General features: G+C 68.1%; 23 protein-coding genes. 11 read left to right on the forward strand and 12 right to left on the reverse strand.

Annotated elements, in window-relative coordinates:
• Positions 1 to 271: 271 nt before the first annotated feature.
• Together A3ES_RS48245 and A3ES_RS0124485 are read left to right on the forward strand one after the other, a co-directional pair.
• Positions 272 to 2,677, forward strand: coding sequence for a helix-turn-helix domain-containing protein (locus A3ES_RS48245; RefSeq protein ID WP_020389483.1), 2,406 nt, complete (start codon positions 272 to 274; stop codon positions 2,675 to 2,677).
• The gene (locus A3ES_RS0124485) at positions 2,671 to 5,088 is read left to right on the forward strand and encodes an ATP-binding protein (RefSeq protein WP_020389484.1); all 2,418 of its coding nucleotides are present in this window, start codon (positions 2,671 to 2,673) and stop codon (positions 5,086 to 5,088) included. The genes A3ES_RS48245 and A3ES_RS0124485 overlap by 7 nt, the downstream gene beginning before the upstream one ends.
• Here A3ES_RS0124485 and A3ES_RS0124490 read toward each other — a convergent pair.
• The 4 genes from A3ES_RS0124490 to A3ES_RS0124505 all read right to left on the reverse strand — a co-directional run bounded on the left by A3ES_RS0124490 (position 5,085) and on the right by A3ES_RS0124505 (position 7,250).
• Positions 5,085 to 5,456, reverse strand: coding sequence for a YciI family protein (locus A3ES_RS0124490; RefSeq protein WP_020389485.1), 372 nt, complete (start codon positions 5,454 to 5,456; stop codon positions 5,085 to 5,087). The genes A3ES_RS0124485 and A3ES_RS0124490 overlap by 4 nt on opposite strands.
• Positions 5,457 to 5,587: 131 nt before the next feature.
• Entirely contained in the window at positions 5,588 to 5,863 is a 276-nt protein-coding gene (rsrA, locus tag A3ES_RS0124495; RefSeq protein ID WP_020389486.1) for a mycothiol system anti-sigma-R factor, read from the reverse strand.
• A complete protein-coding gene (locus A3ES_RS0124500) occupies positions 5,860 to 6,501 on the reverse strand; it encodes a sigma-70 family RNA polymerase sigma factor (RefSeq protein ID WP_020389487.1) in 642 nt (213 codons plus the stop codon). Before A3ES_RS0124500 ends, rsrA begins: the two co-directional genes overlap by 4 nt.
• Before the next feature lie 116 nt (positions 6,502 to 6,617).
• Positions 6,618 to 7,250, reverse strand: a complete 633-nt coding sequence (locus A3ES_RS0124505) for an alpha/beta hydrolase family protein (protein WP_020389488.1) — start codon at positions 7,248 to 7,250, stop codon at positions 6,618 to 6,620.
• 266 nt (positions 7,251 to 7,516) lie between these two features.
• Between A3ES_RS0124505 and A3ES_RS0124510 the strand changes: the two genes are divergently transcribed.
• Positions 7,517 to 8,560 (forward strand): CARDB domain-containing protein, encoded by a 1,044-nt coding sequence (locus A3ES_RS0124510; RefSeq protein ID WP_020389489.1) that lies wholly within the window; start codon positions 7,517 to 7,519, stop codon positions 8,558 to 8,560.
• Between the two features lie 46 nt (positions 8,561 to 8,606).
• Here A3ES_RS0124510 and A3ES_RS0124515 read toward each other — a convergent pair whose 3' ends face one another.
• Together A3ES_RS0124515 and A3ES_RS51500 are read right to left on the reverse strand one after the other, a co-directional pair.
• Positions 8,607 to 9,254 (reverse strand): Crp/Fnr family transcriptional regulator, encoded by a 648-nt coding sequence (locus A3ES_RS0124515; protein ID WP_020389490.1) that lies wholly within the window; start codon positions 9,252 to 9,254, stop codon positions 8,607 to 8,609.
• Between the two features lie 4 nt (positions 9,255 to 9,258).
• A complete protein-coding gene (locus tag A3ES_RS51500) occupies positions 9,259 to 11,322 on the reverse strand; it encodes an adenylate/guanylate cyclase domain-containing protein (protein ID WP_051084791.1) in 2,064 nt (687 codons plus the stop codon).
• Positions 11,323 to 11,424: 102 nt separating this feature from the next.
• On the opposite strand from A3ES_RS51500, the gene A3ES_RS0124530 reads away from it, so the two are divergent.
• From A3ES_RS0124530 to A3ES_RS0124545, 3 genes are all read left to right on the forward strand, one after another.
• Positions 11,425 to 12,921: a flavin monoamine oxidase family protein gene (locus tag A3ES_RS0124530; RefSeq protein WP_020389492.1), complete on the forward strand. Its 1,497-nt coding sequence runs from the start codon at positions 11,425 to 11,427 to the stop codon at positions 12,919 to 12,921.
• A gap of 437 nt (positions 12,922 to 13,358) precedes the next feature.
• Positions 13,359 to 14,141: an alpha/beta hydrolase gene (locus tag A3ES_RS0124540; RefSeq protein ID WP_020389494.1), complete on the forward strand. Its 783-nt coding sequence runs from the start codon at positions 13,359 to 13,361 to the stop codon at positions 14,139 to 14,141.
• Between the two features lie 7 nt (positions 14,142 to 14,148).
• Positions 14,149 to 14,736, forward strand: coding sequence for a dihydrofolate reductase family protein (locus A3ES_RS0124545; RefSeq protein ID WP_020389495.1), 588 nt, complete (start codon positions 14,149 to 14,151; stop codon positions 14,734 to 14,736).
• Between the two features lie 57 nt (positions 14,737 to 14,793).
• On the opposite strand, the gene A3ES_RS0124550 is transcribed toward A3ES_RS0124545, so the two are convergent.
• From A3ES_RS0124550 to A3ES_RS0124560, 3 genes are all read right to left on the reverse strand, one after another.
• Positions 14,794 to 16,005, reverse strand: a complete 1,212-nt coding sequence (locus A3ES_RS0124550; protein ID WP_020389496.1) for an alpha/beta hydrolase fold domain-containing protein — start codon at positions 16,003 to 16,005, stop codon at positions 14,794 to 14,796.
• A 175-nt stretch (positions 16,006 to 16,180) separates the two neighbouring features.
• Positions 16,181 to 16,567, reverse strand: a complete 387-nt coding sequence (locus tag A3ES_RS0124555) for a hypothetical protein (RefSeq protein ID WP_020389497.1) — start codon at positions 16,565 to 16,567, stop codon at positions 16,181 to 16,183.
• Between the two features lie 49 nt (positions 16,568 to 16,616).
• Positions 16,617 to 17,030, reverse strand: a complete 414-nt coding sequence (locus A3ES_RS0124560; RefSeq protein WP_083933653.1) for a discoidin domain-containing protein — start codon at positions 17,028 to 17,030, stop codon at positions 16,617 to 16,619.
• Between the two features lie 26 nt (positions 17,031 to 17,056).
• Here A3ES_RS0124560 and A3ES_RS57150 point away from each other — a divergent pair, with 26 nt between their 5' ends.
• Positions 17,057 to 17,197 (forward strand): FCD domain-containing protein, encoded by a 141-nt coding sequence (locus A3ES_RS57150; RefSeq protein WP_420323151.1) that lies wholly within the window; start codon positions 17,057 to 17,059, stop codon positions 17,195 to 17,197.
• A gap of 53 nt (positions 17,198 to 17,250) precedes the next feature.
• Here the strand turns inward: A3ES_RS57150 and A3ES_RS0124565 are convergent, their stop codons facing one another.
• The 3 genes from A3ES_RS0124565 to A3ES_RS0124575 form a co-directional block, all read right to left on the reverse strand.
• Positions 17,251 to 17,526 (reverse strand): DUF1876 domain-containing protein, encoded by a 276-nt coding sequence (locus A3ES_RS0124565; RefSeq protein ID WP_026163164.1) that lies wholly within the window; start codon positions 17,524 to 17,526, stop codon positions 17,251 to 17,253.
• 273 nt (positions 17,527 to 17,799) lie between these two features.
• Complete coding sequence (locus tag A3ES_RS0124570) at positions 17,800 to 18,600, reverse strand: SOS response-associated peptidase (RefSeq protein WP_026163165.1); 801 nt, start codon at positions 18,598 to 18,600, stop codon at positions 17,800 to 17,802.
• Between the two features lie 179 nt (positions 18,601 to 18,779).
• Positions 18,780 to 19,595, reverse strand: a complete 816-nt coding sequence (locus A3ES_RS0124575; RefSeq protein WP_020389501.1) for a hypothetical protein — start codon at positions 19,593 to 19,595, stop codon at positions 18,780 to 18,782.
• A gap of 237 nt (positions 19,596 to 19,832) precedes the next feature.
• On the opposite strand from A3ES_RS0124575, the gene A3ES_RS51505 reads away from it, so the two are divergent.
• The 4 genes from A3ES_RS51505 (at position 19,833) to A3ES_RS0124600 (ending at position 26,379) form a co-directional block, all read left to right on the forward strand.
• Positions 19,833 to 22,088, forward strand: a complete 2,256-nt coding sequence (locus A3ES_RS51505) for a sigma-70 family RNA polymerase sigma factor (protein WP_051084792.1) — start codon at positions 19,833 to 19,835, stop codon at positions 22,086 to 22,088.
• An 827-nt stretch (positions 22,089 to 22,915) separates the two neighbouring features.
• Positions 22,916 to 24,205 carry an aspartate--tRNA(Asn) ligase gene (gene aspS / locus A3ES_RS0124590; RefSeq protein WP_020389503.1) on the forward strand — a complete coding sequence of 430 codons (1,290 nt, stop codon included), beginning with the start codon at positions 22,916 to 22,918 and terminating at the stop codon, positions 24,203 to 24,205.
• Positions 24,206 to 24,209: 4 nt separating this feature from the next.
• Positions 24,210 to 25,082: an aminoglycoside phosphotransferase family protein gene (locus tag A3ES_RS0124595; RefSeq protein ID WP_020389504.1), complete on the forward strand. Its 873-nt coding sequence runs from the start codon at positions 24,210 to 24,212 to the stop codon at positions 25,080 to 25,082.
• Between the two features lie 37 nt (positions 25,083 to 25,119).
• The gene (locus tag A3ES_RS0124600) at positions 25,120 to 26,379 is read left to right on the forward strand and encodes an ArgE/DapE family deacylase (RefSeq protein ID WP_020389505.1); all 1,260 of its coding nucleotides are present in this window, start codon (positions 25,120 to 25,122) and stop codon (positions 26,377 to 26,379) included.
• Positions 26,380 to 26,392: the final 13 nt, after the last annotated feature.

Consider the following 26,392-nt stretch of genomic DNA (forward strand, 5'->3'; position numbering starts at 1 on the left):
TGTCCCATCCCGGATACTCCCCGCTATTGTGTCGGAATAGTTTTGTCACCAATGCTGCACCGATTGTTATGAACCGCTTTTGTCGAAACCATTGACGGGGCCTCTTCTGCGGCCTCCGGACACCCAGAACGGTGTCGACGGCACCGATCGGCAGGGCCCGCTCATCCCAACTGTGGATAACCGCGAGCACACTGTCGGCGAACTTCCCTACAGTTAGCGAGCGGATGCTTCGCTTGCGTTCGCGAAGTCCGGTCACGGGGAGGTGGTTCGCATGGCGGTCGCATTCGGCGAACTGCTGCGACGCCACCGGCTCGCCGCCTCGCTGACCCAGGCCGGTCTGGCCGAGCTCGCGGGCATCAGCGAGCAGGCGGTCAGCCTGCTGGAGCGTGGCTCCCGGCGACGCCCGCGCGCCGAGACCATCCACGCACTCAGTACGGCGCTGATGCTCGACCCCGGCGCTGAGCAGGAACTCGTTGCCGCGGCCCGGACATCAAGCGCCTCCCCGCCGCAGTCGCCCCCACGCTCCACCCTCGCGCCGTGGGAGCTGCCGCAGTCCGTTGCCGACTTCACCGCCCGCGAAGGTGAACTGGACAAGGTGCTCGGTGCTCTCGAACAAGCCGGGGCCTCGAGTGTCCGCCTCGTCATCACCGGCATGGGAGGCATCGGCAAAACGGCATTGGCCGTTCAAGCCGGGCAGCTCACCGAGGATCGCTTCCCCGACGGTCAGCTCTATGTCGCGCTTCGCGGCTACGACCCCGGCGCCGCGTTGACCAGCACCGAGGCGTTGGGGCAACTGCTCCGCTCTCTCGGCGTTCGGCACGACGCGATCCCGGACGGGCTGGACGAGATGGCGAGGCTGTACCGATCCAGGATGGCGGGGCGACGGATGCTGGTTCTGCTGGACGACGCCAGCTCGGTAGATCAGGTGGTTCCGCTGCTTCCCGGTGGCAACGGGTCGGCGGCCATCATCACCAGCCGCCGTTTCCTGGCGACATTGCCAGGCAGCCGGATTGTCCGGCTGTCGACATTCACAACGTCCGAATCGCTGAGGCTGCTGGCGAGTGTTGCCGGCGAACAGCGGGTGACCTCCGAGGAAGCCTCTGCCCGGGAACTGTCGGAGCTGACGGGTGGGCTGCCGCTGGCGTTGAGGCTGGTCGGTGCCCGGATGAATGCGCGGCCCAATTGGTTGCTGCGGCACTTCGTCGACCAACTCCAGGACGAACACCGTCGCCTGGACGAGCTCGGACTCGATCATTCCGGCGTCCGGGCAACCTTCGCGTCCTCGCTGAACGAGCTCCGCACGAGTTCCCGTGCGGCGGATCGCGACGCCGCTGTCGCGTTCGATCTGTTGAGCCTGGCGGACGGCCCGGAGATCTCGGCGCCCTTGGTAGCCCGGCTGCTGGACAGGGATGTGCGGACCACGGAGGAACTGCTCGAACGCCTCGTCGACCTGCATCTGCTGGATTCGATCGGCCCACAGCGCTACCAGATGCACGACCTGCTCCGGACCTACGCCGGCGAGCGCCTCTCAGTCAGGGAACGCGACGCCGAGCGCGCAGCCGCCATCGAGCGCGGACTGCAGTACTACGTCGCGGCCGCCTGGCAGGCGCAACGCGTCACCCATCCTTGGAGCGTGCGGCAACCGACCGAGGAGCTCGATCTCACCGGTGTGCCGCTCTTCACCAACCATGCCGAGGCGCTGGTCTGGTTCGATGCCGAGTACGACTCGATCCTCGACCTCTACAAGAAGGCTTCGGCATTGCCGGGGCAGGCGCAACGATTCGGTCCGTCGCTGGCACTCGGACTGTTCGGTTACCTGGAGATCCGCGCGTATTGGCTGCGGATGCGGTCTCTCTTCGATCTCGCGCTGGCCTCGGGCCGTCCGGAGGACGACCCGGTCACGTGGGGTTGGCTCGAGCACGATCGCGCCATCCCCGACGTTGAGCAAGGGCATCTGGAACAGGCTCGCGTTCGGATACTGCGTTCTCTGGACCTCTTCCAAACCGCCCACTACACCGGTGGGCTTGCGCGCAGCTGCTCATCGCTGAGCCACGTCTGCGAGCGTCTCGATCACTTGGACGAAGCCATCGAGTGGGGTGAGCGCGGCCTTAAGCTGGCGCAGCAGGAAGGCGACCTAGCTGCGCTCGGCACCAGCCACCTGGCACTCGGGGTCCTTTACAACCGAGTAGGACGTAGTACTGACGCTACGGCCGCTTTCCAGGCCTGCTTCGAACTGGCCGAGGTGGCTGGCAACGATCGATCGATGGCGCGGCGCCACCGGGTCGCAGCAACCAGCTACCTGGCCTCCGGCTTCTATGACCAATACATCGAGCACCTCAACGCGGCGCTCAGCCTGTTCAGTAGAGTCGAGGATCCTGTCGGCCTGGCCGAATCCCTCCAGAATCGGGGTCAAGCCGAGCTCGACCGCGCGAACTATGGCGTGGCGGAGCGGAACGTCCGCGAGGGTCTGCGGCTGACAGAGCTCCACGCTGACAGCCATCGTCAAGCCTGGCTGCTCGCCACTTTGGCGGCTATCCAAGACGCCACCGCCAAGCCAGCAGCCGCCAAGCGGACCCGTCTGCAGGCGATCGAGATCTTCGAAGCGGAAGGCATGATTGCTGCGGCCGACGATCTGCGCAAAGAACAGCTTGCCCGGGCGAAGGGCGCGGGGTGCTGACTGTGGAGGCGTTAGGCGATCTGCTGCGGAGGTACCGGATCGACGCCGGCCTGACTCAGGCGAGTCTGGCTGAGAAGGCTGGGTTGAGTGAGCAGGCGATCAGCCTGCTGGAGCGGGGCACTCGCCGGCGGCCTCGGGTCGAGACGATCGAGGCGTTGGCCGGGGCTCTCGACCTCGGCGCTGACGCCGTCGGCCAACTGCTACTGGCCGCGAAGGTCCCGCGGCGACCGGTCCAGAAGGCCCCACCGCCTCCCGAACCGCCCAGGGTGCTGCCCCGGCAGCTCCCTCCGGCGCTCTCGGACTTCACGGGCCGCGCCGTCGAGGTAGCGGATCTCGTCCAGGTCTTCCAGGCGAGCGACGATCGGCCGGGGACGGTCCAGCTGGCCGCGGTCACTGGCATGGGCGGCGTGGGTAAGACCGCGCTGGCCGTGCATGTCGCCCACCTCGTCGGCGACGATTTCCCGGACGGCCAGCTGTACCTCGACCTCCGTGGCTACGGCCCTGGTACGCCGCTGAGCCCGGTCGAGGCACTCAGCCAGCTGATCCGTTCGCTCGGCCTCGACGACGACCGGACAGTTCCCACGGGTATGAACGAGCTCGCCGGGCTGTACCGATCGCGGCTGGCCGGTCAACGGGTGCTCATCGTGCTGGACAACGCCAACAGCGCGGCTCAGGTGCTGCCCTTGTTGCCGGGGGCTCCTGGCTCGGCCGTCATCGCGACGAGCCGACGGGCGCTGACCACCTTGCCAGGGTTCCGGCAGATCGCCTTGACCCCGTTGTCGGAGGCCGATTCCGTCGAGCTGCTGGCCACGATCGCCGGTCGTGACCGGGTCGCCGCCGAGAGTGCTGCGGCCCGATCCATCGCAGAGCTGACCGGCTGGCTGCCGTTGGCGGTCCGACTGATCGGTGCCCGGCTCGCCGCCCGGCCGACCTGGCCGATTCACCACATGGTGCGCCAGTTGCGCGATGAGCACCGGCGGCTGGACGAGTTCGGTACCGGCGAATCCGGCGTACGGGCCAACATCGCCGGTACGGCGGAATTCCTTGCCAACAGCAACCAGAAGCTCGATCGCGAGGCCGCTGCCGCGTTGGCCCTGCTCGGTCTGCCCGACGGATCGGACCTGAGCACGCTCACCGCCGCGCACCTGCTCGACGTCTCCGAGGCCGCCGCCGAGCAGATCCTGGAGCGCCTGGTCGACCTCAACCTGCTCTCGTCCGGGCTGCCCGGGCAGTACCGGATGCACGACCTGATCCGTACCTACGCGCGAGAACAGGGCGTACAGAGCCTGTCCGAAGGTGCCCGCACCGACGCGTTGACCCGGGTGTTGCAGCACTACACCGCGGTGGCCTGGCACGGTCAGCAGCTCACTCATCCAGAGAGCCGCCGGCTCCCGCTGGCCAGCCCTCCCGTGCGCCCGCTCCCGGTGATGCCCGATGCCCCGGCAGTGCTGGCCCGGCTCGACCACGAACGGGACAACATCCTCGGACTCGTCCAGCAGGCAAGTGAATCGGCCGTACTGCGGAGCTTCGTCCCCGAACTCGCGCTCGCGCTCTTCGGCTATGTCGAGGTGCGCTCCCGGTGGATCGAGATGCGGGCGATCGATCGCCTCGGCCGGGAGATCGCCGCCGACCTCGGCTACGACCGGCTGGCCGCCTGGCTCGAGCACGACCTCGCCATTCCCGACGCCGAGCGAGGCGACCTCACCCCCTCGCTCGAGCACCTGCGCGAGAGCCTGACGATGTTCCAGGCGATCTCCGACCTACCCGGCCAGGCTCGCTGCTGCACCTCGTTGAGCTATGTCGTCGAGCTGATGGGCCAGTTGGACGAGGCGCTCGAGTGGGCCGAGGAGGCGCTGGCCATCAGCCTTCGGATCGGCGACCAGAGTGTCGTCGGCATCAGCCACCTTGCACTGGGCAGGCTGCACAGCCGGCGCGGTGACCACGACCTCGCCCGGGAGTCGTTCGACCTGAGCGTCACGCTGGCGGAGAAGTTGGGCAACCCGCGGTCCCTGGCCAAACGCCACCAGATCAGCGGCCAGGCCTACATGGAGGCCGGCCACCACACGGCGGCCTCCGAGATGCTGCTCAAAAGCATCGACGGCTTCGCGCACCTCAAGGACGGCAACGCACAGGCGGAAGGTCTGCAGTACCTGGCGACCACCTACCTGGCCATCGGCGACCACACCGCTGCCACCGAACAGGCCGAAGCCGGACTGCGCCTGGCCCGTGCCTACGGCAACCAGCAGCGCGAGGGCCAACTGCTGATCGAGCTGGGCAAGATCCGGGCCGCCACCGGCGACCTCACCGGCGCCACCACTGCCTGGCACCAGGCCGTGAGCACCCTTCACCCACTCTTCCCCAACGACGAGTCCACCGCCCAGGCCCTCCTCGGCGAACACAACCCGTCTTAGACCACCGGACGGAGTTCCACCGTGTCGCCGGGCGAGATGAACTGAGCCGCGATCTCCTCAGCGCGCTGCTGGGTTGCGCAGTCAAGGAGGAAGAACCCGGCCAACTGCTCCTTCGCTTCGGCGTACGGGCCGTCGGTGGTGACCGGCCCGCTGGGGCCGGCCGTGTAGAGACGGGACTGAGCCGGATCCCCCAGGGCTTCGGCGCAGAGGAACTCCCCGGACGCGCGGAGCTCCGTCATCAAGACCTCGAAGTCCCGGTCCATTTTCTCTCGCTGGTCCGCCGGCAACTGCCGGCCCTCGGCGGTGTACGCCGTCGTCGGGTGACCCCACGGCTCCGGGCTGGAGTGGATCAAAACCACGTACTTCACCTGAATACCTCCACCTGATCGGTACGCCGGCGGCGCACCTTCTGCCGGGGACGTCGGAACGCTGTCGCCATTCTCGACATCCGCGCAGCAGGCAAAGAAAGAGGCCCGGCGTGGGCCGGGCCTTTCGGGGGTCAGTCTGTGAGGGTGGTGGTCTCGATGCGCATCTGGGTGAGGCGCAGGAGGATCTTCTGGCGGAGGGCGTCGGGGGCGTGTTCGTCGCCGCAGGAGCGGTGGACGAGTTTCTTCACGCAGCGCTCGATGTCGTACTCGTCGAGGCAGGGGGCGCACTCTTCGAGGTGCTGGCGGATCTCGTCGGTGCTGGCGCCTTCGAGCTCGTTGTCGATGAAGACGTAGACCCGTTCCAGGATCTCGCTGCAGTTCACATCGTGGTTCTCGCCGCAGCTCACGACTTCTCCTTCTGGGCCGACGCCGCGGAACCGTCCGCCGGCGCATCGTCTGACGCGGGGATCAGGCCCCGCTCCCGGGCGTAGTCGGCCAGCAGCTCGCGCAGCTGGCGCCGGCCACGGTGCAACCGCGACATCACGGTACCGACCGGCGTCCCCATGATGTCGGCGATCTCCTTGTAGGCAAACCCCTCGACATCGGCCAGATACACGGCCAGCCGGAAGTCCTCCGGGATCGCCTGCAGGGCCGACTTCACGTCGGAGTCGGGCAGGTGCTCGAGAGCCACCGCCTCGGCCGACTTCAGACCACCGGGAGTGTGCGACTCGGCAGCGGTGAGCTGCCAGTCCTCGATCTCCTCGGTCGGCGACTGCAGGGGCTGCCGCTGCCGCTTCCGGTATCCGTTGATGAAGGTGTTCGTCAGGATCCGGTACAGCCACGCCTTCAGGTTGGTGCCCGGCGTGAACTGATGGAAGGAGCTGTACGCCTTCGCGAAGGTGTCCTGGACCAGGTCTTCGGCGTCGGCCGGGTTGCGGGTCATCCGCATCGCCGCGGCGTACATCTGATCGAGGAAGGGCAGGGCCTCACGCTCGAAGCGCTCGGTCCGCTGCTCGGGTGTCTCGGTGGTCGTGGGAGTCGGCATCACTACTGAGAATACCGGGGTTTTCGCGCTCTTCCGCGCAGGAGCCAGACTCGTCACCGTCATGCTCATCACAACAAGACCCGCCACCAGGTCATTCCCGGGCCCGGCGGGCTGGTTCAGCCGGAGATCTCCCGGGTCACCCATTCGAACACAGCTTCGACCAGCAGCTCGAAGCTCTCGTCCTGGGTGAGCTCCGCGCGCTTGGGGACCTTGAACGAGTGGTCACCGTCCGGCACCACGGCCATCTCGGTCAGCGGCGGGAACTCCTCCGGCGTACCGAACGGGTCCCGCTCCCCCTGTACTACGAACGTCGGCAGCCGCGAGCTCTGCAGCTCGTCGACCCGTGACTTGTCCGGCTTGCCCGGCGGATGCAGCGGGAAGGACAGCGCCAGTACTCCGGACGCGCCCAGCCCCGCGGCCGTCCGGCAGGCGACGCGCGCTCCCGCACTGCGCCCGCCCAGCACCAGCGGGGTCCTGATCCGGAGCTGCCCGATGATCGCGATCCAGGCCTCGTCGAGGATCTTCGGCGCCGGCGCGACCTTCTTCCCGGCGCGTCGCCAGGGCTGCTCGATCAGGAACACGTTCACGTCCAGCTTCGGCAACCGTGCGGCCAGCGCGGCCAGATCCCCGGCCTCGATCCCACCACCGGCCCCATGACCAAGCGCCAGCGTCGCCACCGGCCGCCGAGCCCGATGCGCCACGATCCGAGCCTCACCGTGCGGCGTCCCCACAATCCGTTCATCGGTCACGGCCCCATCCTGTCATTCCCAGGCCGTCTGACACGCCGCCACCACGCACGAGTGACGCCGCGCGGTCGCCAAGGGCGGCTACTGCCGCTGCGGTTCCACCTGCGGCTAACCCCAGTCCGCCACCCTCCTCATCACCGAGGTCGCCTCCGTCAACCAACTGCCGAAGTGTCAGCACTTTGACAGTTCGTTCGTCACCGACGTCAACGACGCCACGATTCTGCCGCCCCACCATCGAGTCATCCGCTTTTCCCACTGAGGAGGACCCGATGAACACCACCAAGAACACCCGACTCTTCCGAGCGTTCGCAGCCGGCGTGCTCGGCCTGGCCGGACTGGTCGGCGCCGCACTGCCCGCGTCGGCCTTCGACGGCGGTCCGCCACCGCCTCCCATCGACGACGATCCAGCCGGGACGTACCTGGACCTGGCCGGCACCAGCGCCAAGGTGACGCCGTACGGAACCTCGGAGTGGCAGGTCGACGTGACCGTGCAGAACTTCGGGAACACCTACACCGCGCCGTTCACCAACACCTTCCGCGTTGACGGCACCACGGTGGTCGCCACCAGGTCGATGGGCAGCATCGCGTACCACGGATCCCGGACGGACTCGTTCCGGATCCCCCGCACCGGCTGTTTCGTCCAGTTGAAGCTGAGCGTTGACTCGGGCAACGTAGTGACCGAGCGGTTGGAGACCAACAACATGACATGGATGGTCCGTCAGGCGACGAACCCGTGCTCGATCGCACCCAAGTACACGATCAAGGCCGAGACGTTCAGGGCGGCCGACGAGAGCAGCTACAACCTAGGCTCGGACGAACCGTTCTGGAACTTCAGCTCGGTCGGTACCGCCGGCACCGCCAGGACGACCCAGACCAAGGTCTTCTCCGGCGTCGACACCGGTGAGACCCACCCCTTCGCCTCGACCGAGGGCTGCCTGTGGCGCAACTGCGGCGTGGGCGACTACGCGCCCAACGGCGTCGGAATGTCCGTGCAGTTGTGGGAGAAGGACCAGGGCGACATGACCGCGAACCAGGCCAAGGCTGCGGAGTACTTCGGTTATGCCGGCTTTATCGCCTCGGCGGCCGGCGCACCGCCGTGGGTGACCAAGGCGATCCCGTACGTCGCTGAAGGCGTCAAGTGGGCAATGGAGTACCTCGAGGACGACCTGATGAAGACCGACACTTTCGCGTTCTCGCCGGCCGATCTGGCCGCCAAGGCTCCGCTCAAGGGTCAGTCGACCATCTCCACCCGCTACCTGGAGGGCGGGGGTGGCATCTACTACCTCAACCTGCGCGCCACCCGCGTGAGCTGAGCTGCCGAAACCCCTCTCCGCCGTAGCGGAGAGGGGTTTCGCCATGTCAGCGGGCGGTCTTGGCCAGACTCAACGCGTCGAGCACAGTGACCCGGCCGCGAGCCACGACCAGCACCCCGTCGCGTTCGAACTCACCCAGCACCCGGTTGACGGTCGCCCGCGAGGTGCCTGCCAGGTTGGCGAGATCCTCCTGGGTGAGCGGGATCTCGGGCTCGTCGCCGTAGGTACCGGCCAGGTCGAGGAGGCGGCGAGCCACTCGTTTGTCCGCGGGCAGATAGAGAGCCTCGACGAGATGCTCGGACAGCCGGCGTACATAGTCGGCGAGCAGGTCGATCAGGACCTGGTCGATGGCAGCTCCTTCGGCGCGGAGGCGGTTGAACTGGGCCCGGTTCAGCGTCCAGGTCTCGGTCCGCTCCAGCGCGACGGCGGTCGCGGAACGAGTAGCCGCGTCGTCGAGCAGCGCCAGCTCACCGAACCCCTCGCCGGGACCGACGATGGTGAGGGTGGCCACCTCACCTAGCGGAGTGGTGATGCGGATGGCGACATGACCGCGCTTGACCAGATGAAGGGAGTCGCCCGGATCGCCCTCGTGGAAGATCACCTCGCGGCGTGCGAACCGGCGGTGTCTGCCGCTCGCGAGCAGCTGACGGCGGGCTTCCGGAGTGAGCGATGCGAGCAGTGGCCAGTCAGCCATCAGGTCACCCCCGCAACGCTTCGAGGACAAACGCAGCGACCGGCTCGCTCTTTCCTTTCACACCGACCAGGCCGAGCGGGCGCAGATCGGCACGATCGCCGAGCAGCTCCCGCGTCATCGGCCCGATCACGACTTCGCCGGGCTCGGCCAGGGCTTGCAGGCGGGCGGCCAGGTTCGTCGTGTCCCCGATGGCGGTGAAGTTGCGCATCTCGGCGCTGCCGATGTTGCCGACCAGGGCCGGCCCGCTGTTGACCCCGGCCCGGAACGGCGGCCAGTCCCGCCCGGCCGCCACCTGCGCGGTCGCCTGCTGCAGCCGCAGCCCCGCCCGGGCCGCACGGGCGGCGTGGTCGGCCTGGCGGACCGGGGCGTTGAAGACCGCCATCACCTCGTCGCCGACGAACTGCACGATCGTGCCGCCCTGTTCGAGGATGACCGGAACCGCGGCACCGAAGTACGCGTTGAGCATGGCAACGACCTGGTCCGGAGCGGTCCGCTCGGCGTACGGGGTGAATCCGCGCAGGTCTGCCATCAGCACGCTCACCTCGGCGATCGAGCCGCCCAGGCCGGCCTGGCTCGGATCCGCCAGCAGCGCCGTGGCCACGTCGGGTGACATGTACGAGCGGAACAGCCCGTCGAGCTGGTGATAGAGCCGCGCGTTCTCGAGCACGATCGACAGTTGGCTGCCGAGTGAGCGGAGCAAGGAGCGATCGACCTCACCAAAGGCGGCGTACGTCCGCTTTGCCTCCAGCACTCCGGCCGCATGGCCTTTCACGTCCAGCGGCACCAGATACCGGTGACCGTCCGGGCTTTCGACCGGCTCGAGGGACCTCAGCGCCTCGTCGCGTTCGACATCAGGAGCACCGGAAGGGCCCAGGTCGCGGCCGACGAGGGCGAGCGTGAGCCGATCGGGGGCGAAGGCGTCGGCCACGATGTCCATGGCGCGAGTCAGCAACTCGGCCTCGTCGCGGATGACGCGGGCATCGCGGCCGATCCGGACCAGTCCCCCGAGGCGCTGGCGTTGGGTCCGTTCCGAGCCGAGCGCGCCGGCGCCGCGTTCGAGCACCTCCAGTTGCCGTTCGGTGAGGTTGAATCGGGCCGCCAACCGGGTCGCCACCCGCGACACCGGCTCACCTTCTTGCCCCTCGGCCTGGCGCTGCATCGCGGTCGCCATCTCCTCCAGGGCCGCGGCGTGGTCCTCCCGGATCTGCTCGATCGTGCGGTCGAGGGCGACGCCGTGGAACAGCCCGGCCGGCGATCCTTCCCGGACGTACTGGACATAGGCGCTATAGGCAACGAACGCGAAGGCCGCGGTCATCAGCAGGTGCCACTCCCACCACGACGCCTGCCAGTTCCGCCCGTACGCCACCGAGATCATCGCCTCGGCGAGCAGCACGAAGGCGGTCGTGATGCTGATCAGCATCACCGCGGGACGGCGGCGATGGAGACCGAAGTACCGCAGCGCGGCGTACAAATACAGCGCCGTGCCACCGAAGGCGGCGTACCGCAGCGGCCCGGCCGTCTCCTGTGGTGAAATCGCCCGGTCGAGCGGGGGCAGGCCGGCCAGCGACAGGACTCCCCAGGCGGCGAGCAGGGCCGACACCACCACTCGCAGCGGTGTCCTGAGCCGCCGTACCCGCGCGGCGCCGGTCTGACCGAGCTCGAGCGAGGAGGCGGCCGCGAGAACCGAGGCCAAGGCCAGCCCCACCGGGGTGGCGAACACGAACCCGGCATTCGGACCCGACAGGATCACCTGCGGCGTCGCCAGCGCGTGCAGACCAAGGAATCCCGCGCTGATCATGAAGGCGATCGAGACCAGGAACAGCCGGGCGTCGTCTCGGCGAGCCGCGGCCCGGCTGATCACCACGGCGAGAACGACGTTGACAACGGCGGTCACCAGTACGAGGGCGAAATGGGCTCCGTGGTGCTCCCAGTGCACGTCGAACCGCGGTCGGCTGACCAGCAACCACAGGGCCAGTAGGGGAATCACCAGGTGCAACGCCCAGACGGCGACGCGAATCCACGCGGCGCTCGCACCGCGCGTCGTCGCTGACCGCTCGATCCCCGTCACAGCTTGCCCCGTTCCGACTCCTCCTTTGGATCGTACGACGACCTGCGGCGGTCGGCTGGTTCGTCATTGCGATCGGCCGCACACGAGCCGATCATCAGAGCCATGGGGGATGCGACGATCGGCTCCTTGCCGGGCATGCCGTCCCCGGCGCTGGCACCGCCGATACCGGCGACGGTGCTGCGAACGGTGCCCGCCGGCCTCGAGCCGCGCCCCGGCCTGCGTAAGCGAGTGGTCATCATCGGCGCGGGGATGGCCGGCCTGGTCGCCGGGTTCGAACTGGCCCGGCAAGGGCACGAGCCGGTGATCCTCGAGGCCCAGAACCGGGTGGGTGGCCGGATCTACACCCTGCGCAGCTTCGCACCCGGTCTGTACGCCGAGGCGGGCGCGATGCGGATCCCGCGGGTCCATCGGCTCACCCTGGAGTACTGCCACCTGTTCGGGCTGCAGCTCCGGCCGTTCGTGATGGACAACCCCAGGGCCCCGGTCTATCTCGCCGGCCGCAGGATGACGCTGGAGCAACTCGACCGCGATCCGTCGCTGATCCCGTTCGAACTCGCCGCGCACGAGCGCGGTCGGACCTACGCCGAGCTCTGGGCGGAGGCGACCCGCGAGGTCCGCGAGCTGTACGAACAGAAGGGCGAGGCAGCACATACGATCCTCGGCCGGCTGTACGACCAGTACTCGATCCGCGATTTCCTGAAACAGCAGGGCTTCTCGGAAGGTGCCGTAGAGCTGTTCGGAGTACTGAGCTACCGCGAGGCCAACCTGGGCGCCTCAGTGGTCGAGCAACTGCGGGAGATCCTCGGCCGCGCCTTCGAGGACATGCAGGAGATTGCCGGCGGCATGGATCTGCTGCCGAACGCCTTCTACCAAAGGCTTCGCCGGCAAGTACGACTAGGCGCCCAGGTCGTCGCCGTCGATCAGAATGCCGACCACGTCACCGTCCACTACAAGACAGCCTCCGGAACGTACGCCGAGTCCGGCGACTACTGCATCTGCACGGTGCCCTTCGGCGTACTGCGTCACCTGGACTTCGTGCCGCATCTGTCCAAGGGCAAGTACCGGGCCATCCGCTCGCTCAACTACAACCCGTCGACGAAGATCCTGCTGCAGGTTCGCCACCGGTTCTGGGAGCAGCACCACGGCACCGGCGGCGCCACACCCACCGATCTGCCCATCCGGCGCATTGTCTACCCGTCGCATGCACCTGCCGACGAGGAGCGCGGCGTCCTGCTGGCGAGCTACACCTGGGGCCAGGACGCCGCCCGGTGGGGAGCCCTCGGCCCGGCCGAACGGATAGCGCTGGCGCTGAAAGACGTCGCGAAGATCCACCCCGAGGTCTTGCGGGAGGTCGAGGGCGGCGCCTCGCACGCCTGGTACAACGACCCCTACGCGGTCGGAGCCTTCGCCCTGTTCGAGCCCGGCCAGGAGACTGCCCTGCACGGCGACATCGTGAGACCCGAGGGCCGTATCCACTTCGCCGGCGAACACACGTCGCTGTGGCACGCGTGGATCCAGGGCGCCCTCGAATCAGGGACCCGCGCCGCCGCCGCGATCCACGAAGCCCCCGAGCCCTCCGCGGCACATGGCAGCCGGTGAGGCCCGCACGACGTTTCAGGGCCGGAGCGTGCAACATCCGGATGGCGGCACCGGCCGCGACCCACGCCGCCGGCGACGCGGTCGACGGTTCACCGAGACCTCGACCTCCCCCACGTCGGCCATTGTCGCGGGGATACCCACCGACGTCACCGGAATGATCAAGCCCGGAACCGTCGACACGTCGCGGACACCGTTCGCGACGTCCCGCAGATCTCGGTTTCCGCGCCGAGCCAGCCGTTGAGCGGCCAACCATCGAACATCGCTTCGGTCGTCATGTCGGGGCAGCATAAGCGTGGTTCCGGAAGGGCATTTCCGTTGTTGCCGCGTGACTGCGAGCGTGGCGATATGCCTGCAGAACAAGAGATTTCACCACTCCACTGCAGGCCGGCTCTTCAGAGCTGAGGATCGTCCTCAGCCGTCAGGAAAGGACCACGCTCATGACCACGACAACCTCCACGGACGGCACGAAGCTCGAGTACGACCGGACCGGATCGGGACCCGCCGTGGTTCTGATCGGCGCTGGCCCGACAGGCCGTACTGCGAACGCCGAACTGGCCGCCCTGCTCTCCGCAAGTTGCACCGTGCTCAACTACGACCGTCGCGGCCGCGGCGGCAGCGGCGACACCGCGCCGTACAGCGTGGACCGCGAACTGGAAGACCTCGCCGCGGTCGTCGCCGCGGCAGGTGAAGACGTCTCGCTGTTCGGTACCAGCGGTGGTGCCATGCTCGCGTTCAAAGCGGTGGCGAACGGGCTCTCCGTTCGCCGGATCGCCGTCTGGGAGCCGCCCTACATCCTGCCCGGTAGTCGCCCGCCAGTACCCGCCGACTACGCCGACCAGCAGGCGGCACTGGCCGCTGCCGGCGACCGTTCCGGAATGGCCGAGCTCTTCCTCAGCCAGGCGGCCGGGCTACCGCCCGAGTTCGTCAAGCCCCTCATGGACGGGCCGTACTGGGGATTCCTCGAGGCCGCTTCCTCGCCGGCCCTGATGTACGACGCGCAACTCGCGGGCGACTTCTCGCTCGACCCAGCGCAGCAGGCGAAGATCACCTGCCCGTTGCTGATCCTCGACGGCAATACGACCGACTGGCTGACGCAGGCCGCCAACGCCGTTGCCGACGCGTCGCCGGTCCCGATCCGTCAGACGCTGCCTGGCCAGCAGCACAACGTCGAATCCTCCGCCTTGGCCGAACCCCTGATCAAGTTTCTTCACGAGGATTGAGCTCATCATGAGCGCTCTCCTGGTGATCGAATACCTGTCCGTGGACGGGGTCGCCCAGGGGCCCGGCCACGACGGCGAGGATCCCGACAACGGCTTCGCCCTCGGTGGGTGGGCCGGGCCGCACCTCCAGGACCACCGCGAGTACGGGACGGTGACGTACCAGGACGCGAGTGCGTTCCTGTTCGGCCGTCGCACGTTCGAGCTCTGGCGGCCACACTGGTCTCAGGTCTCCGATCCTGACGACCACATCGCCGCGGCGCTGAACAGTCGCCCGAAGTACGTGGTCTCGACGACGATGGAGGAGCCCGCCTGGTCCGGCACCACCGTGCTCGCCGGTGACATCCCGGCACAGATCGGCGAGCTGAAACTGAAGCACGGCCCCGGACCCATCGTGCTGGCCGGCAGCACGCAGGTGGCGCACACACTGATCGTCAACGACCTGGTCGACGTCTATCAACTGTGGATCCACCCGGTCGTTCTGGGCGGTGGCAAGCGCCTCTTCGAACCACCGTTGCCCCCACAGCACGACCTGCGTCTTGTCACCAACTGCACCACCCGGACGGGTCTGGCCATCCTCACCTTCGAACGGACCTGACCATCCCACTCACCGAGTGCTCGACCAACTCCCCTTGAATTGGTCGAGCACTCGGCATCAGCCCGCTTCGGTCCGGTCGGCCGCGGATGCCGAGTTCACCCATTGGCCGACGCGTTCGATGGCCTTGGCTGCTTCGGGCAGGAACGACCAGAACAGCTGGAACACGTGTGTGTTCACCGGGTAGAGCTCGAGGTCGGCCGGCACCCCGGCGGCCTGGGCGGCCGTAGCGAGTTCGCGTGCCTCGTGGACAACGAAGTCGCCGGTCCCGACCTGGATGAGCATGGCCGGGTAGCCGGTCAGGTCGGCTTCGAGCGCGTTCACGGCCGGATCGTTGCGCGGCGTCTGACCGAGGTACGTCGGAACGCACATGTCCACCGAATCCCGGACTGCGCGGGCCTGCGGCGACGCTTCGGTCTCGCGGTCGAGGAAGCGGCACTGCGGGTCGACCCACGGGCTCAGCAGCACCACCCTCCCCGGCATCGGCTCGCCGTTCACCCGAAGCCTGTGCAGCAGGGACATCACCAGGCCGGCGCCGGACGAGTCGCCGATCAGGGTGATGTCTTTCGGAGCCAACTTGGCGCTCAGCCACCGAAAGGCGATCTCGACGTCTTCGACCGCCGCCGGGTACCGGTGCTCCGGGGCCAGTCGGAAGTCAGGAACCAGGACTGCGGCGTCGCAGGCGACCGCGAGGATCCCGGCCAACGGCCTCGAACCGTAGGCGGATCCAGCCAGATTCCCGCCGCCGTGCGCGTAGACGACGGTTGGAGTCCTGCCGGGCTCGGTCCCATACACCAAGCACGGGACACCGGCGGCGTTGACCGGCCGGGCCGTGACCCCCGCCGGCGTGGGGAACGGGGCGTTCATCACCTCGAAGGCCTCCCGGTACGAATCGAGTCCTTCAAGCATCCGATCGATGACGGGCTGAGTCAGCCTGGCCAGGCGCTGCTGGTTCTCACCACCTACCGACTGGGTCGTGGCCAGTGCCTCGTCCAGGTCGCCGAGCAGCGGCCGGGTCCGTACCAGCAGCGCTTCCCCTGCCACGGTCAGCTCGACCCGATGAGTGGAACGAGTCAGCAGGTCGACGCTGAGGAGCCGCTCGAGGTGGCGGATCTGGCGCGACAAAGCGGGCTGCGTGATGAACATCCGTTCCGCGGCACGGCTGAAGTTCAGCTCCTCCGCGACGGCGACGAAGGCACGCAAGTGCCGCAACTCAATGGCATCAGGCGCCTTCGGCAACGCCAGCAGCCGGCCGGCCGCCTCGCTGTTCATGGTGGCCAGTATGACCCGCGTTGCCGGTTGATGGTCTGAGCAGTCGCCCTTGAGGTCGACGGCACGGTTCAGAGCATCGCGATCGCCGCGGTGAAGTTCAGGTCGGCTACGAACAGGTGGTACCCGCGCCGAGGCCCGCGCCGAGGACGGCGAGCTGCTCCAGCCCCGTCACGGTCTAGTTGGCGATCGCCGTACGCCTGGCATCGCGGTATCCCAGGATCGCGAGCAGGGTCAGCAGGTTCGCGGGGACCGCGAGGATCAGGAGGAACGCCAGGTAGGTGTCGCGTCGTTCCGAGCAGTCGCGAGCGAATCCGAGCCGGCCGGCGGTTCCGACGCTCTCGTCCGTCGTGACGTGGTCGCCCCACGAGGTCGATGACTCGGTGTCGACGTACGAGTGGTCGCTTGGCCAGCCGACTGCGATCAGCGAGCCGCAACGCACGCTGACCACCTCCTCGCCGGACGAGCTGGTGGTGAAGCTCGGTCCCTTGAACAGCAACACCACCATCCCGACGTACAGCAGGCAGGCGACGATGCCGACGACTTTGTACGCACCTCGCGCCACGTGATTCCCCTAGCTCCTACGACGGCCGGACAGTCGGCAGTCTAGGTAGTCAGGGGTGCTTGTAGACGCAGACTTCGGCGAGGGAGAGGGGGCCGCTTTGGTTCTCGAGTTGGATGCGGACGTAGCGGCCGGGGGCGCCGGCGAAGTTGACCGTCGTGGGGGTTCCGGCCTCGTCGGGCTGGCGCTTGGCGGTGACTCCGGGGCCGGTGCGTGCGGTCGCGAGGTCCTGCGCGGTGATGGGGTTTTCGGAGACGATCACCCAGTAGTTGGTCAGCCGGTCGCCGAATCCTCCGGTGCGGTTGTAGACCTCGATGTCGCCGATAGCGGCCGAGGCGCCAAGGTCGACCTGCCACCAGGCCTCCTTGGCGTCGACCGCGGTGTGCGTGACCGAGTTGTTGTTGTAGTCGCCGTCGGTGTTGCCGTCCACCGCGCGGGCCGCGTCGCCGCCATAGTCCGTCGAGATCTGGGTGGCTGCACTTCCGGCACGGCATCGCCGATGTCACGGCCGCCGAACACCAGGCCATCCGGGACGCCGTCCTCGACCGCGACCCGATCGGCGCCGAGCAGGCCATGCGAGCCCACCTGGAGAACTCCAGCACCCGGCTACTCAGCGCCTACGACCAGACGTAGCGCGCGAACCTGCGAACACTGAGGGCGCCTAGCCGACCAACCCAATCGAGGGCTCAGCCGCGCAGGTGAGCCCGTTGGTGCGTGATCTGCTCGATGTCCTCCGCGGCCGCGAGCACCAGCCGGTGCGACAACTCCGAGAGCGCCCGCGCGACGGCGAGCTCATCGCCAATCCTGGGTACGTCGGCGTCGTCCGGGTGCCGGTACGCGGTGCCATGCCCGAACATGTACTCCTCACCGTCCGCGTGCAACCGTGCCTCCGCGCGAGTCGTCCCTTCCTGCTCCAATTCGTCGATCTCGATGTCGACCGTCCAACGCCGCATTGTCGTCATCGTTCCCACCTCGCCTCAACGTTGTCCCCGTCTCTTTACAGCGTCGTACGACGAGACCGTTTGCGCCATGGATCGAGGTTGCTCACCGGATATCGGGGTACGCGGTGCTTGGCGGACGGAGTTTCGGCGCTCCGCCATGCTCGTATGTACCGAGTCAGGGAGCGGCCTATGCTGTGGTGGCGACTCGAACTGCTCTTAAAGCCATGCATTCCTCCAGTGCCCCCGGAGCCTGTTCATAGGCTCCCGGAGAGAGGCGCTCCGGGAAGGTGGTCATCAGAACAGAGTGATCTCCTCGGGGTCCTCGGGTTTGTCGATGGGGTCGGTGCCGTCGGGTGGGAGGGGGTCTACGAGGTGGGGGCCGTTGTTCTTGACTGAGCTGACGGCCTTGGAGACGGCGTACGCCTCCAGCCGGCCGGGGGCGGCTGGGACGAGGAGGTCGAGGAGCTCGTCGGGGTCGGAGCTGAGGGGATCGAGCCAGGCGTTGTAGCGGTCGGGCTCGACCAGGAGGGGCATCCGGTCGTGGATGCGGCCGAGCTCGTCGGTGGCCGTGGTGGTGAGGACCGTGCAGGTCCACAGCCAGGCCTCGTCCTTGTCGGCATCGGCGACGGCTTTGTTGCGCCAGATCTCGTACAGGCCGGCCATCGCGAGCACTCCGCCGTCCGACGGGCGGATGAAGTACGGCTGCTTCACGGGCTTGCCGTTGACCTTCTGCTCCGAGGCGTACCACTCGTAGTACCCGTCGGCCGGCAGGATGCAGCGGCGTACGGCGAAGGCCTTCTTGAACGCGGGCTTCTCGGCGACCGTCTCCATCCGGGCGTTGATCAGCCGGCTGCCGATCGAGGTGTCCTTGGCCCAGGACGGGACCAGACCCCACTTCACCGTGGTGAGTTTGCGGATCACCTCGTCCGGATTCTCCCGGTTCTTGCGCTCGACGACGGCGATCACCTCGTCGGTGGGCGCGACGTTGTAGTTGTCCGGCAACTCCTGCACGGACTCCTTCACGTTGCCGGCCTCGATCTCGAACTCCACCACCAGATCAGCCGGATCCCGGCTCGACGCGTATCTCCCACACATGCAACCCACCCTAGCCAGCTCCACGGACAGATTCCGGTACTCCGGTCCGCTCGGCGGGCGTAGTACAGACGGCGCCGTAAAGGAAGGACAGCGACGACGGATCGCCTACCCCGTGATAGGCGATCCGCCGCCGGTTTGCTGCGCCCGGTCGTCCCCCTGTTGGCGACCGGACGCAAGTCCTATGCGGGTCTTGCCAGTTCGTCCAGGACGCGGCCGGCCCAGCGCTCGGCCGCGGGAAGTCCTTCGATCCAGACCCGGGCGAGCTGCGGCTCGTCGGTGTCCAGTCGCCACTGGGTGATCAGGGCTCGTGCCGTCTCGACCTGGTCCGGCAGGTTCGGCTCGCGGCCGACGAGCGCCGCCGCGCGGCGTGCGCCGAGACGGCCCAGTACGTCGCCGCCCGCGAACACGATCCGGAGGCATTCCGCGACGTCGATGAGCCGGAGCTCGCGTTCGACGGGCGTGATCCCGGCCGGGTAGAGCGGCTCAACCACCACCAGTGCGTGGGTCGCCGGTACGGAAGTTCCACGGAGTTCAGCCTCCCGGTAGATCTCGCCGAGCCGGGACCGCAGATGCGCCAGGCTGGACAGCCCGGTCAGCGGGTCCTCACAGGACAGCGAGTGCAGATAGATCAGTGAAGCCTCGGCCCAGCTGGAACTGAGTGCGCGTACCGCTTCGAAGGCCGGCTCGCCCCCGGCGATCGAGCGGTACAGCGCACCCAGCCCATCCAGTGCCTCGAGCAACGAGACTCCGTCTTCCGCCAACCGGCGGCCGACCTCGTCACTCGCGGGCACAACATCGGCACCGTCCTGCAGCGCTTCTGCGATCGCGAGATAGGCGCTGCGGTCGATGCCAGCCGTGCCGTGCGGCTCCCTCCTTCCGCACGGTTGCTCAGATGACGACGCTTCCGGCCGGTCCCGGGCGGGCGACCCCGCCAGGTTCAGGGACCGGCTGGGACGCAGGTCGAGCCGTCTGCGGATGTCCGCGAACAGCGACATGTCCCCTCCTCAAGTGGCCCCGTCGTCTCCCGACCGGGTGGCCGGAAGCGTCGTTCTGGAGGTGAGACAGCCCGAGGACACGTTCATGACGCAGATTTCGGGACTTTTTTTGGCGTAACCTCAGCCCAGCTCCTGTCGTCATGAAAGGTGCGCGGATCCGTCCATCATGGGAACCTTGATCCCGGCAACCACGTGACAGACGGTGACGATGTAGTGACAAACCCAGGGGGACCTCGGATGGAGACGCCGGAAGGGCCGAGCGACGCGGAGCTGATCGCGCGCGTCCGCAACGGCGACCTCGAGGCGTACGGCGAACTCTTCGCCCGGCACCACCACGCCGCCGAGCGGATGGCGCGCCAGCTGGTACCGGCCAACGACGCCGACGACCTGGCCAGCGACGCCTTCGCGAAGGTGCTCGACGCGCTGCGCAACGGCGGCGGCCCGGACATCTCCTTCCGTGCTTACCTGCTGACCACCGTCCGGCGGGTGCACGTCGACCGGATCCGCTCAGGCCGCAAGGTCCAGACCACCGACGACATCGCGGCGTACGAGCGTGAGCCGCAGGGCTTCGACGACCCGACCGTGACCGGGTTCGAGAGCGGCGCGGCGGCCAAGGCCTTCGCCTCGCTGCCCGAGCGCTGGCAGGCCGTGCTCTGGCACACCGAGGTGGAGGGCGAGAAGCCCGCCGCCATCGCGCCACTGCTCGGTCTGACCGCCAACGGCGTGTCCGCACTCGCGTACCGGGCCCGTGAGGGTCTACGGCAGGCGTACCTGCAGCAGCATCTGGCAGACGTCGCCGGGGACCGTTGCCGCTGGACTACAGAGCGCCTGGGCGCCTACGTGCGCGGCGGCCTCACCAAGCGGGAGAACAAGAACGTCCGCGAGCACCTGGACGACTGCGCCAAGTGCACGGCGGTCTACCTCGAGCTCGTCGAGGTCAACAGCGCACTGCCGGCACTGCTCGCCCCGGCCCTGCTCGGTACTGCGGGCCTCGGCTACCTGGCCGCCGCGACTGGCGCCAAGGTCGGCTTCGTCGGCTTCCTGGCCACCGGCTGGAGCAAGGCAACCGAGAACAGCACCCGTACTGCGGTCGGCGCGGGCACCGTCGTAGCGGTGGTCGCAGCGGTGATAGCCGCGCTGGCCCTGACCGGCAACGAGACTCCCCCGGCAGCCATCGACAAACCGCCGACCCAGCAGCCGACCCAACCGCCGGTGAAGCCGCCCGTGAAGCCACCTGTCCAGCCGCCGACGGCCAAACCGACGGTGAAGCCCCCGGTGGTTCCACCGACTACCAAGCCGGAGCCGTCGGCCGAGCCCACGACGGCGCCGACCACCACCGCTCCCACGCCGACTGCGCCTACTCCGACGCCGCCCGAGCCGACCACGCCGATCCTCGACGAGGGGTTGCTGACGATCAGCGCGCCCCGCGGCGGCGGTGCGCCGTACGGTCCGGGGGATCGCGCGGAGGCGACGGCGAGTGCGCAGTGGCTGATCACGATCAAGGTGCCGGCGCGGAACACGAAGCCGGTGATGATCGGAATCAAGTACGGCTCCGCCCTGCAGTGGCCGCTGAGTGGCAACCCGGCCGGCTGGACCTGCACGAAGGCGGCCGACGGCAGGAGCGGCATGTGTACGGCGGCCAATCCGGGCGCGCCGTCGACGATGCCAGTGACTTTCACGAACCCGACGGGCGGGACGGCTGCAGACCGCACGTTCAGGGTGTCGGCCAAGTCCGGTCGCCTTTACGACGACGACTCCGCGACCCTGGCCGCGCCGCCCACTCCCCCGCCTCCCCCGGCCAAGCCCCGCCTCGACGAGAATCTGCTGCGAATCAGCACCACGAAGACGGACCCCGAGGCGTACTTCCGCACCATCACGATCGCCCCGGGCAGCCGGACCAGCGTCACCGTGAAGATCCAGTACGGCGCCGCGCTGTCCTGGCCGATCGCGGCGAGCCCGACTGGCTGGAAGTGCACGCCGTCCGCACGCACTTGCACCGCGACGAACCCTGCGCGACCTGCTCCGCTTTACGCCGAGTTCGACGTACCGGAGGGCGGGTCGTCAGCACGCACGTACTCCGTGTCGGCGACGGCGGGCCTGCTCTACGACACGGACTCCGAGACGCTGCCTGGTCCGCATCTGGATGAGGGATTGCTACGGATCCTCACGCCGGACCCGCACAACGACCCGAATCCGTTCGTGTACAACCGCTTCCTGGACATCCGCGGAACCAGCGGGCGCGTCACGGTCGACATCTCGTGGGGACGCAACCTGTCGCTGCTCTCGTACTTCGATCGCGGCTGGACGTGCTCGCGCTCCACGGATGTGCGACGGGCGACTTGCACAACCCAGAACTACAAGAAGCCCCTGAACACCGAGTGGGCCGCTTGGCCGGGCACCGGTGCGTCCAACACGGTCACGGTGACGGCACGCACGACGGCTCGCTTCGACACCGATGCGGTTGTCATCCCACCAGCTAAGAGCAAGCGGTAAGGGAAGCGCGGCTTCCACCTCGCCGCGTGCCGGACGGCCATCACACACCAACCTCGCCAACAGATGGATCCTGAGACGCCTCCAGGCGTGAGCGCCCACTCGAGCGGGACCTTGGTGTGTGGTGGCGGTCCGGTGTCGCCGGCCAGAGCAGCGGCCGGCACATCGTCCAGCCACCTCATCCACTCGTTGGCGACCGACCACTTTCGTGCCATGCCAAGCGGCGAGCCGCGACCCGGCTGAACGAGGGGAGGCGGACCGCCACCACTACCGAACCCGGCTCGGGGCCGCGACACGCTGAGGGAAAGCGTTTGCGCGGGAGATTCGGTAGTGGTGGCCGTCCGGGTCGCTGCAGCAATTGCCCCACGGAACTGGTCGCACCGGCTGCCGGGCCCTTCAGCCCCGCGGCAGAAGACAAAGTCGCCCGTAGGCACCCCAGCCACCACCGCCCACCATTCGCAGGCGACCGACCACCACGCTTTCACCGAGCGGCGACGCAGGAGCCGCGGTGGGGTACGGCGGGCGGGAGCGGCGACGCAGGAGCCGCGTGGGGGTCGGCGTACGGGAATTGGTTTTGCAAGGACGTGAGTTGGCGAACTACTCTTCGGGTGTTCGTGTTGAAGGAACCAAGTAGCAGTCATCACTCACGCAAGAGAGAGTCGCCGGTAGCTGGGAAGGCGATGTGTGGGCTGGTTGTGAAGACACTCCTGAGCGGATGAAACGCAAGAGGCCGGGCCCGTCACGGGAGCCGGTGAAGGTGTGGTGGCACCGCGAGATTCCCCTTCGCCCACACCTCCGGGGTTCGAGTACGACCGGAGGTGACAACAGCGATGCGCATTCTCAACCACGAGATCCCCTCAGCAGTAGGCCAGACCGTCACGGTGGCCGGCTGGGTCCACCGAAGACGACGGCTGGCGGCGGTCAGTTTCCTCGTCCTGCGGGACCGTTCAGGCCTGAGCCAGATCGTCGTCAAGACACCGGAAACCCAAGCCCAGCTGGACGAACTCGGCGAGGAGACCGTCGTCCAGGTGACCGGCCAGGTCGCCGCCAACCCACAGGCACCGGACGGGGCCGAGATCGTCGACCCGGTCATCGAGCCGCTGACTGAGCCGGCCCAGACGCCGCCGATCGAGCTGTGGCGCCCGTCCGTCAACGCAGGCCTGCCGGTGATCCTCGACAACGCCGCCGTTGCGCTCAGGCACCCGGCTGTTCGCGCCGGCTGGGAGGTCGCCGCGGCCGCGTTGCACGGCTATCGCAGCTCGCTCGACGGCCAGGGCTTCACCGAGATCCAGACGCCGAAGATCGTCGGTACCGCGACAGAGTCCGGCGCTAACGTGTTCGCCCTGGACTATTTCGGCGGACCGGCATACCTGGCGCAGTCGCCGCAGTTCTACAAGCAGACGATGGTCGGCGTGTTCGAGCGCGTCTACGAGGTCGGCCCGGTCTTCCGCGCCGAGCCGCACGACACGGTCCGGCACCTGGCCGAGTACGTCTCGCTCGACGCCGAACTGGGCTTCGTCCAGGACCACCGCGACGTTCTCGCCGTACTGCGGAACGTCATCTCCGACATGCTCGCAGCAGTTGGCGAACGGGCCGGTACTGCGCTCGAGCGGCTCGGCGTCGAGCTGCCGGAAATCCCCACGGAGGTGCCCGTCCTGCACTTCAGCGAGGCACTGAAGCTGGCCGGGGCCAATCCTGACGAGCCCGACCTCGCGCCGGCCGACGAGCGTGCGATCGGTGAGTGGGCGTTGCGCGAGCACGGCAGCGTGTTCGTCGCGGTCGAAGGCTATCCGATGGTGAAGCGGCCGTTCTACACGCACCCGCAGCCGTCGGACCCGCGCTGGTCCAACTCGTTCGACCTTCTTTTCAAGGGGGTTGAGCTCGTCACCGGCGGCCAGCGACTGCACCGCTACAGCGACTACGTGGCGGCACTCGAGGCACGCGGCGAATCGGCCGACGCACCGGCGTACAGCGCGTACCTGCAGGCCTTCAAGCACGGCATGCCCCCGCACGGCGGCTTCGCAATCGGCCTCGAACGCTTCGTGGCCAGGCTGACCGGCGCAGAGAACGTCCGCGAGGTCACCCTGTTCCCTCGTGACCTCCACCGGCTGACACCCTGAGCCGATGGACCAGACCGCCGCTGTAGTTGCCGAGATCAACGTTGCCCTAGGCACCGATTACGAGACGGTCAGACGCTTGACGGGCGGTCTGCAAGAGGGCGCGTTCGAACTGAAGAGCAAGCAAGCCCGGGTCGTGCTGAAGTGGAACGCCGACCCGGGCTGGGCTCCCCGCGTACGCCGGGCCGCCCAGCTGGTCGCCAGGGCAAGAGCGGTCGGCTACCCCACCCCGAAGTGGCTGGCCGTCGGCACCACCGCCTCCGGGCGGCCGTACCAGTTGCAGGAATTCGTCCTAGGCACGCCACTGTCGGACGCAGCTGCAATCGACAAGGCGCTGGCGGAGGAACTAGTAGGGATCTGCGAACTGCAGCGCGACCTGGTCGACGATGAGGAGGCGACCTGGTCCGACTACGCCCGTGGCATCGTCTTCGAAGGCTGGGGCGAGATGTGGGAGACCGTTCGCCGGTACGACGAGACGACGGCAGAGCTGATCGCCGGGTACGAACGTGCCTGCCTGCCCTATCGCGACACGGCGCTGCCTTCCAATGACCTTGTGCACGGCGACCTCAACGTCAGCAACCTCATCCTCGACGGCGGACGAGTCGCGGGCGTGATCGACATCGAGGCCGCAAGCGGCGGGTCGAGAGCGTACGACCTCGTCTCACTGGCGGCGTCGGCGGCAAGGGACGGCGCACCCGAAGGGGTGGACGAGTACTTCTTCGAGGCGGCGCTCAAGGCTAGTGGGCGGGCCGCCACCGTGGTTTGCGCGGCGTCGGCGTACGCGAACATCGCCGCCTTCGCCTGGGAGGTCGCGCCGGAATCGCTGCCGTTGATCCAGCGGGGCGGGGCACGGCTGCTGACCTTGCTCAACGACTCCTGATCCCGGCCTGCATACCGATTCATGCATGATTGGCGGCATGCTGAGTGAGGTCGAGCGGGACGTACTGGCTGCCGTGGACGACGCGCGGATCGTGGCCGATCTGCGGGAGCTGGTCCAGACACCGAGTGTGGATGGGACGGCGGCCGAGAGCGAGATCCAGGGCTGGTGTGCCGAGCGGCTCAGGAGCGTCGGGATGGAGGTCGACCACTGGCAGTTCGATCTGCCGGCGACGACCGCGGATCCTGAGTTTCCAGGCATGGAGGTCGAGCGGGCCGACGCGTGGGGTTGCGTGGGGGTGTTGCCAGGTGGCGGTACGCCCGGGCTGATCCTCAACGGGCACGTGGATGTGGTGCCGGTCGGGGAGCTGGCGCTCTGGCCCGACGGCGACCCGTTCTCTGCGCGGATCAGCGACGGCATCATGTGGGGCCGCGGCACCTGCGACATGAAGGGCGGCCTGGCGGCGATCATCGGTGCCGTCGCCGCGATCACCTCCACCGGCGTCAGGCTGAAGAAGCCGCTAGCCGTGCACACCGTGGTCGGCGAGGAGGACGGCGGGCTTGGTGCGTTCGGGACGCTCAAGCGCGGCCACACCGGCGAAGCCTGCCTGATCGCCGAACCGACCGCGGGCGGCGTGATCCCGGCGAATGCGGGCTCCCTCACCTTCCGCCTGGAGATCCCCGGCCTCGCGACGCACGGCTCGACCCGCACCCGGGGCGTCAGCGCGATCGAGAAGTTCGCGGTCGTCCAGCAGGCCCTGACCGCGCTGGAGATCGAGCGCAACCTCGACCCGCACCCGCTGCTCAAGCACCTCGACCTGGCCAACCCACTCTCGGTCGGCACCATCCACGCCGGCGACTGGGCCAGCACTGTCCCCGACCTGCTCGTCGCAGAGGGCCGGTACGGCGTACGGCTGGGTGAGCCGGTCGCCGAAGCCCGGCAAGCCCTTGAGCAGGCGATCGCCAAGGCGTGTGCCGCCGACGACTGGCTACGCGATCACCCGGTCAAGGTCAGCTGGCCCGGCGGGGTGTTCGCGTCCGGACTGCTACCGGAGGGCGACCCGCTGCTGGACGACACACTGCACGCGGCCACTGACGCCGGCGCTACCGGCGTACCGGAGGTGAAGGGTGGCCCGTATGGCTCGGATCTGCGGCAGTACACCGCTGCTGGCATCCCGACCCTGCAGTACGGGCCTGGCGACGTCCGGTACGCCCACGCCATGGACGAGCACGTGTCGCTCGCTGAGGTACTCCACTGCGCCCGCGCCTACGCCCTACTCGCACTACGCCGCTGCAGCTAACCTCACGGCGTCC

The sequence above is a fragment of the Kribbella catacumbae DSM 19601 genome (assembly GCF_000372465.1).
GTDB lineage: Bacteria > Actinomycetota > Actinomycetes > Propionibacteriales > Kribbellaceae > Kribbella > Kribbella catacumbae.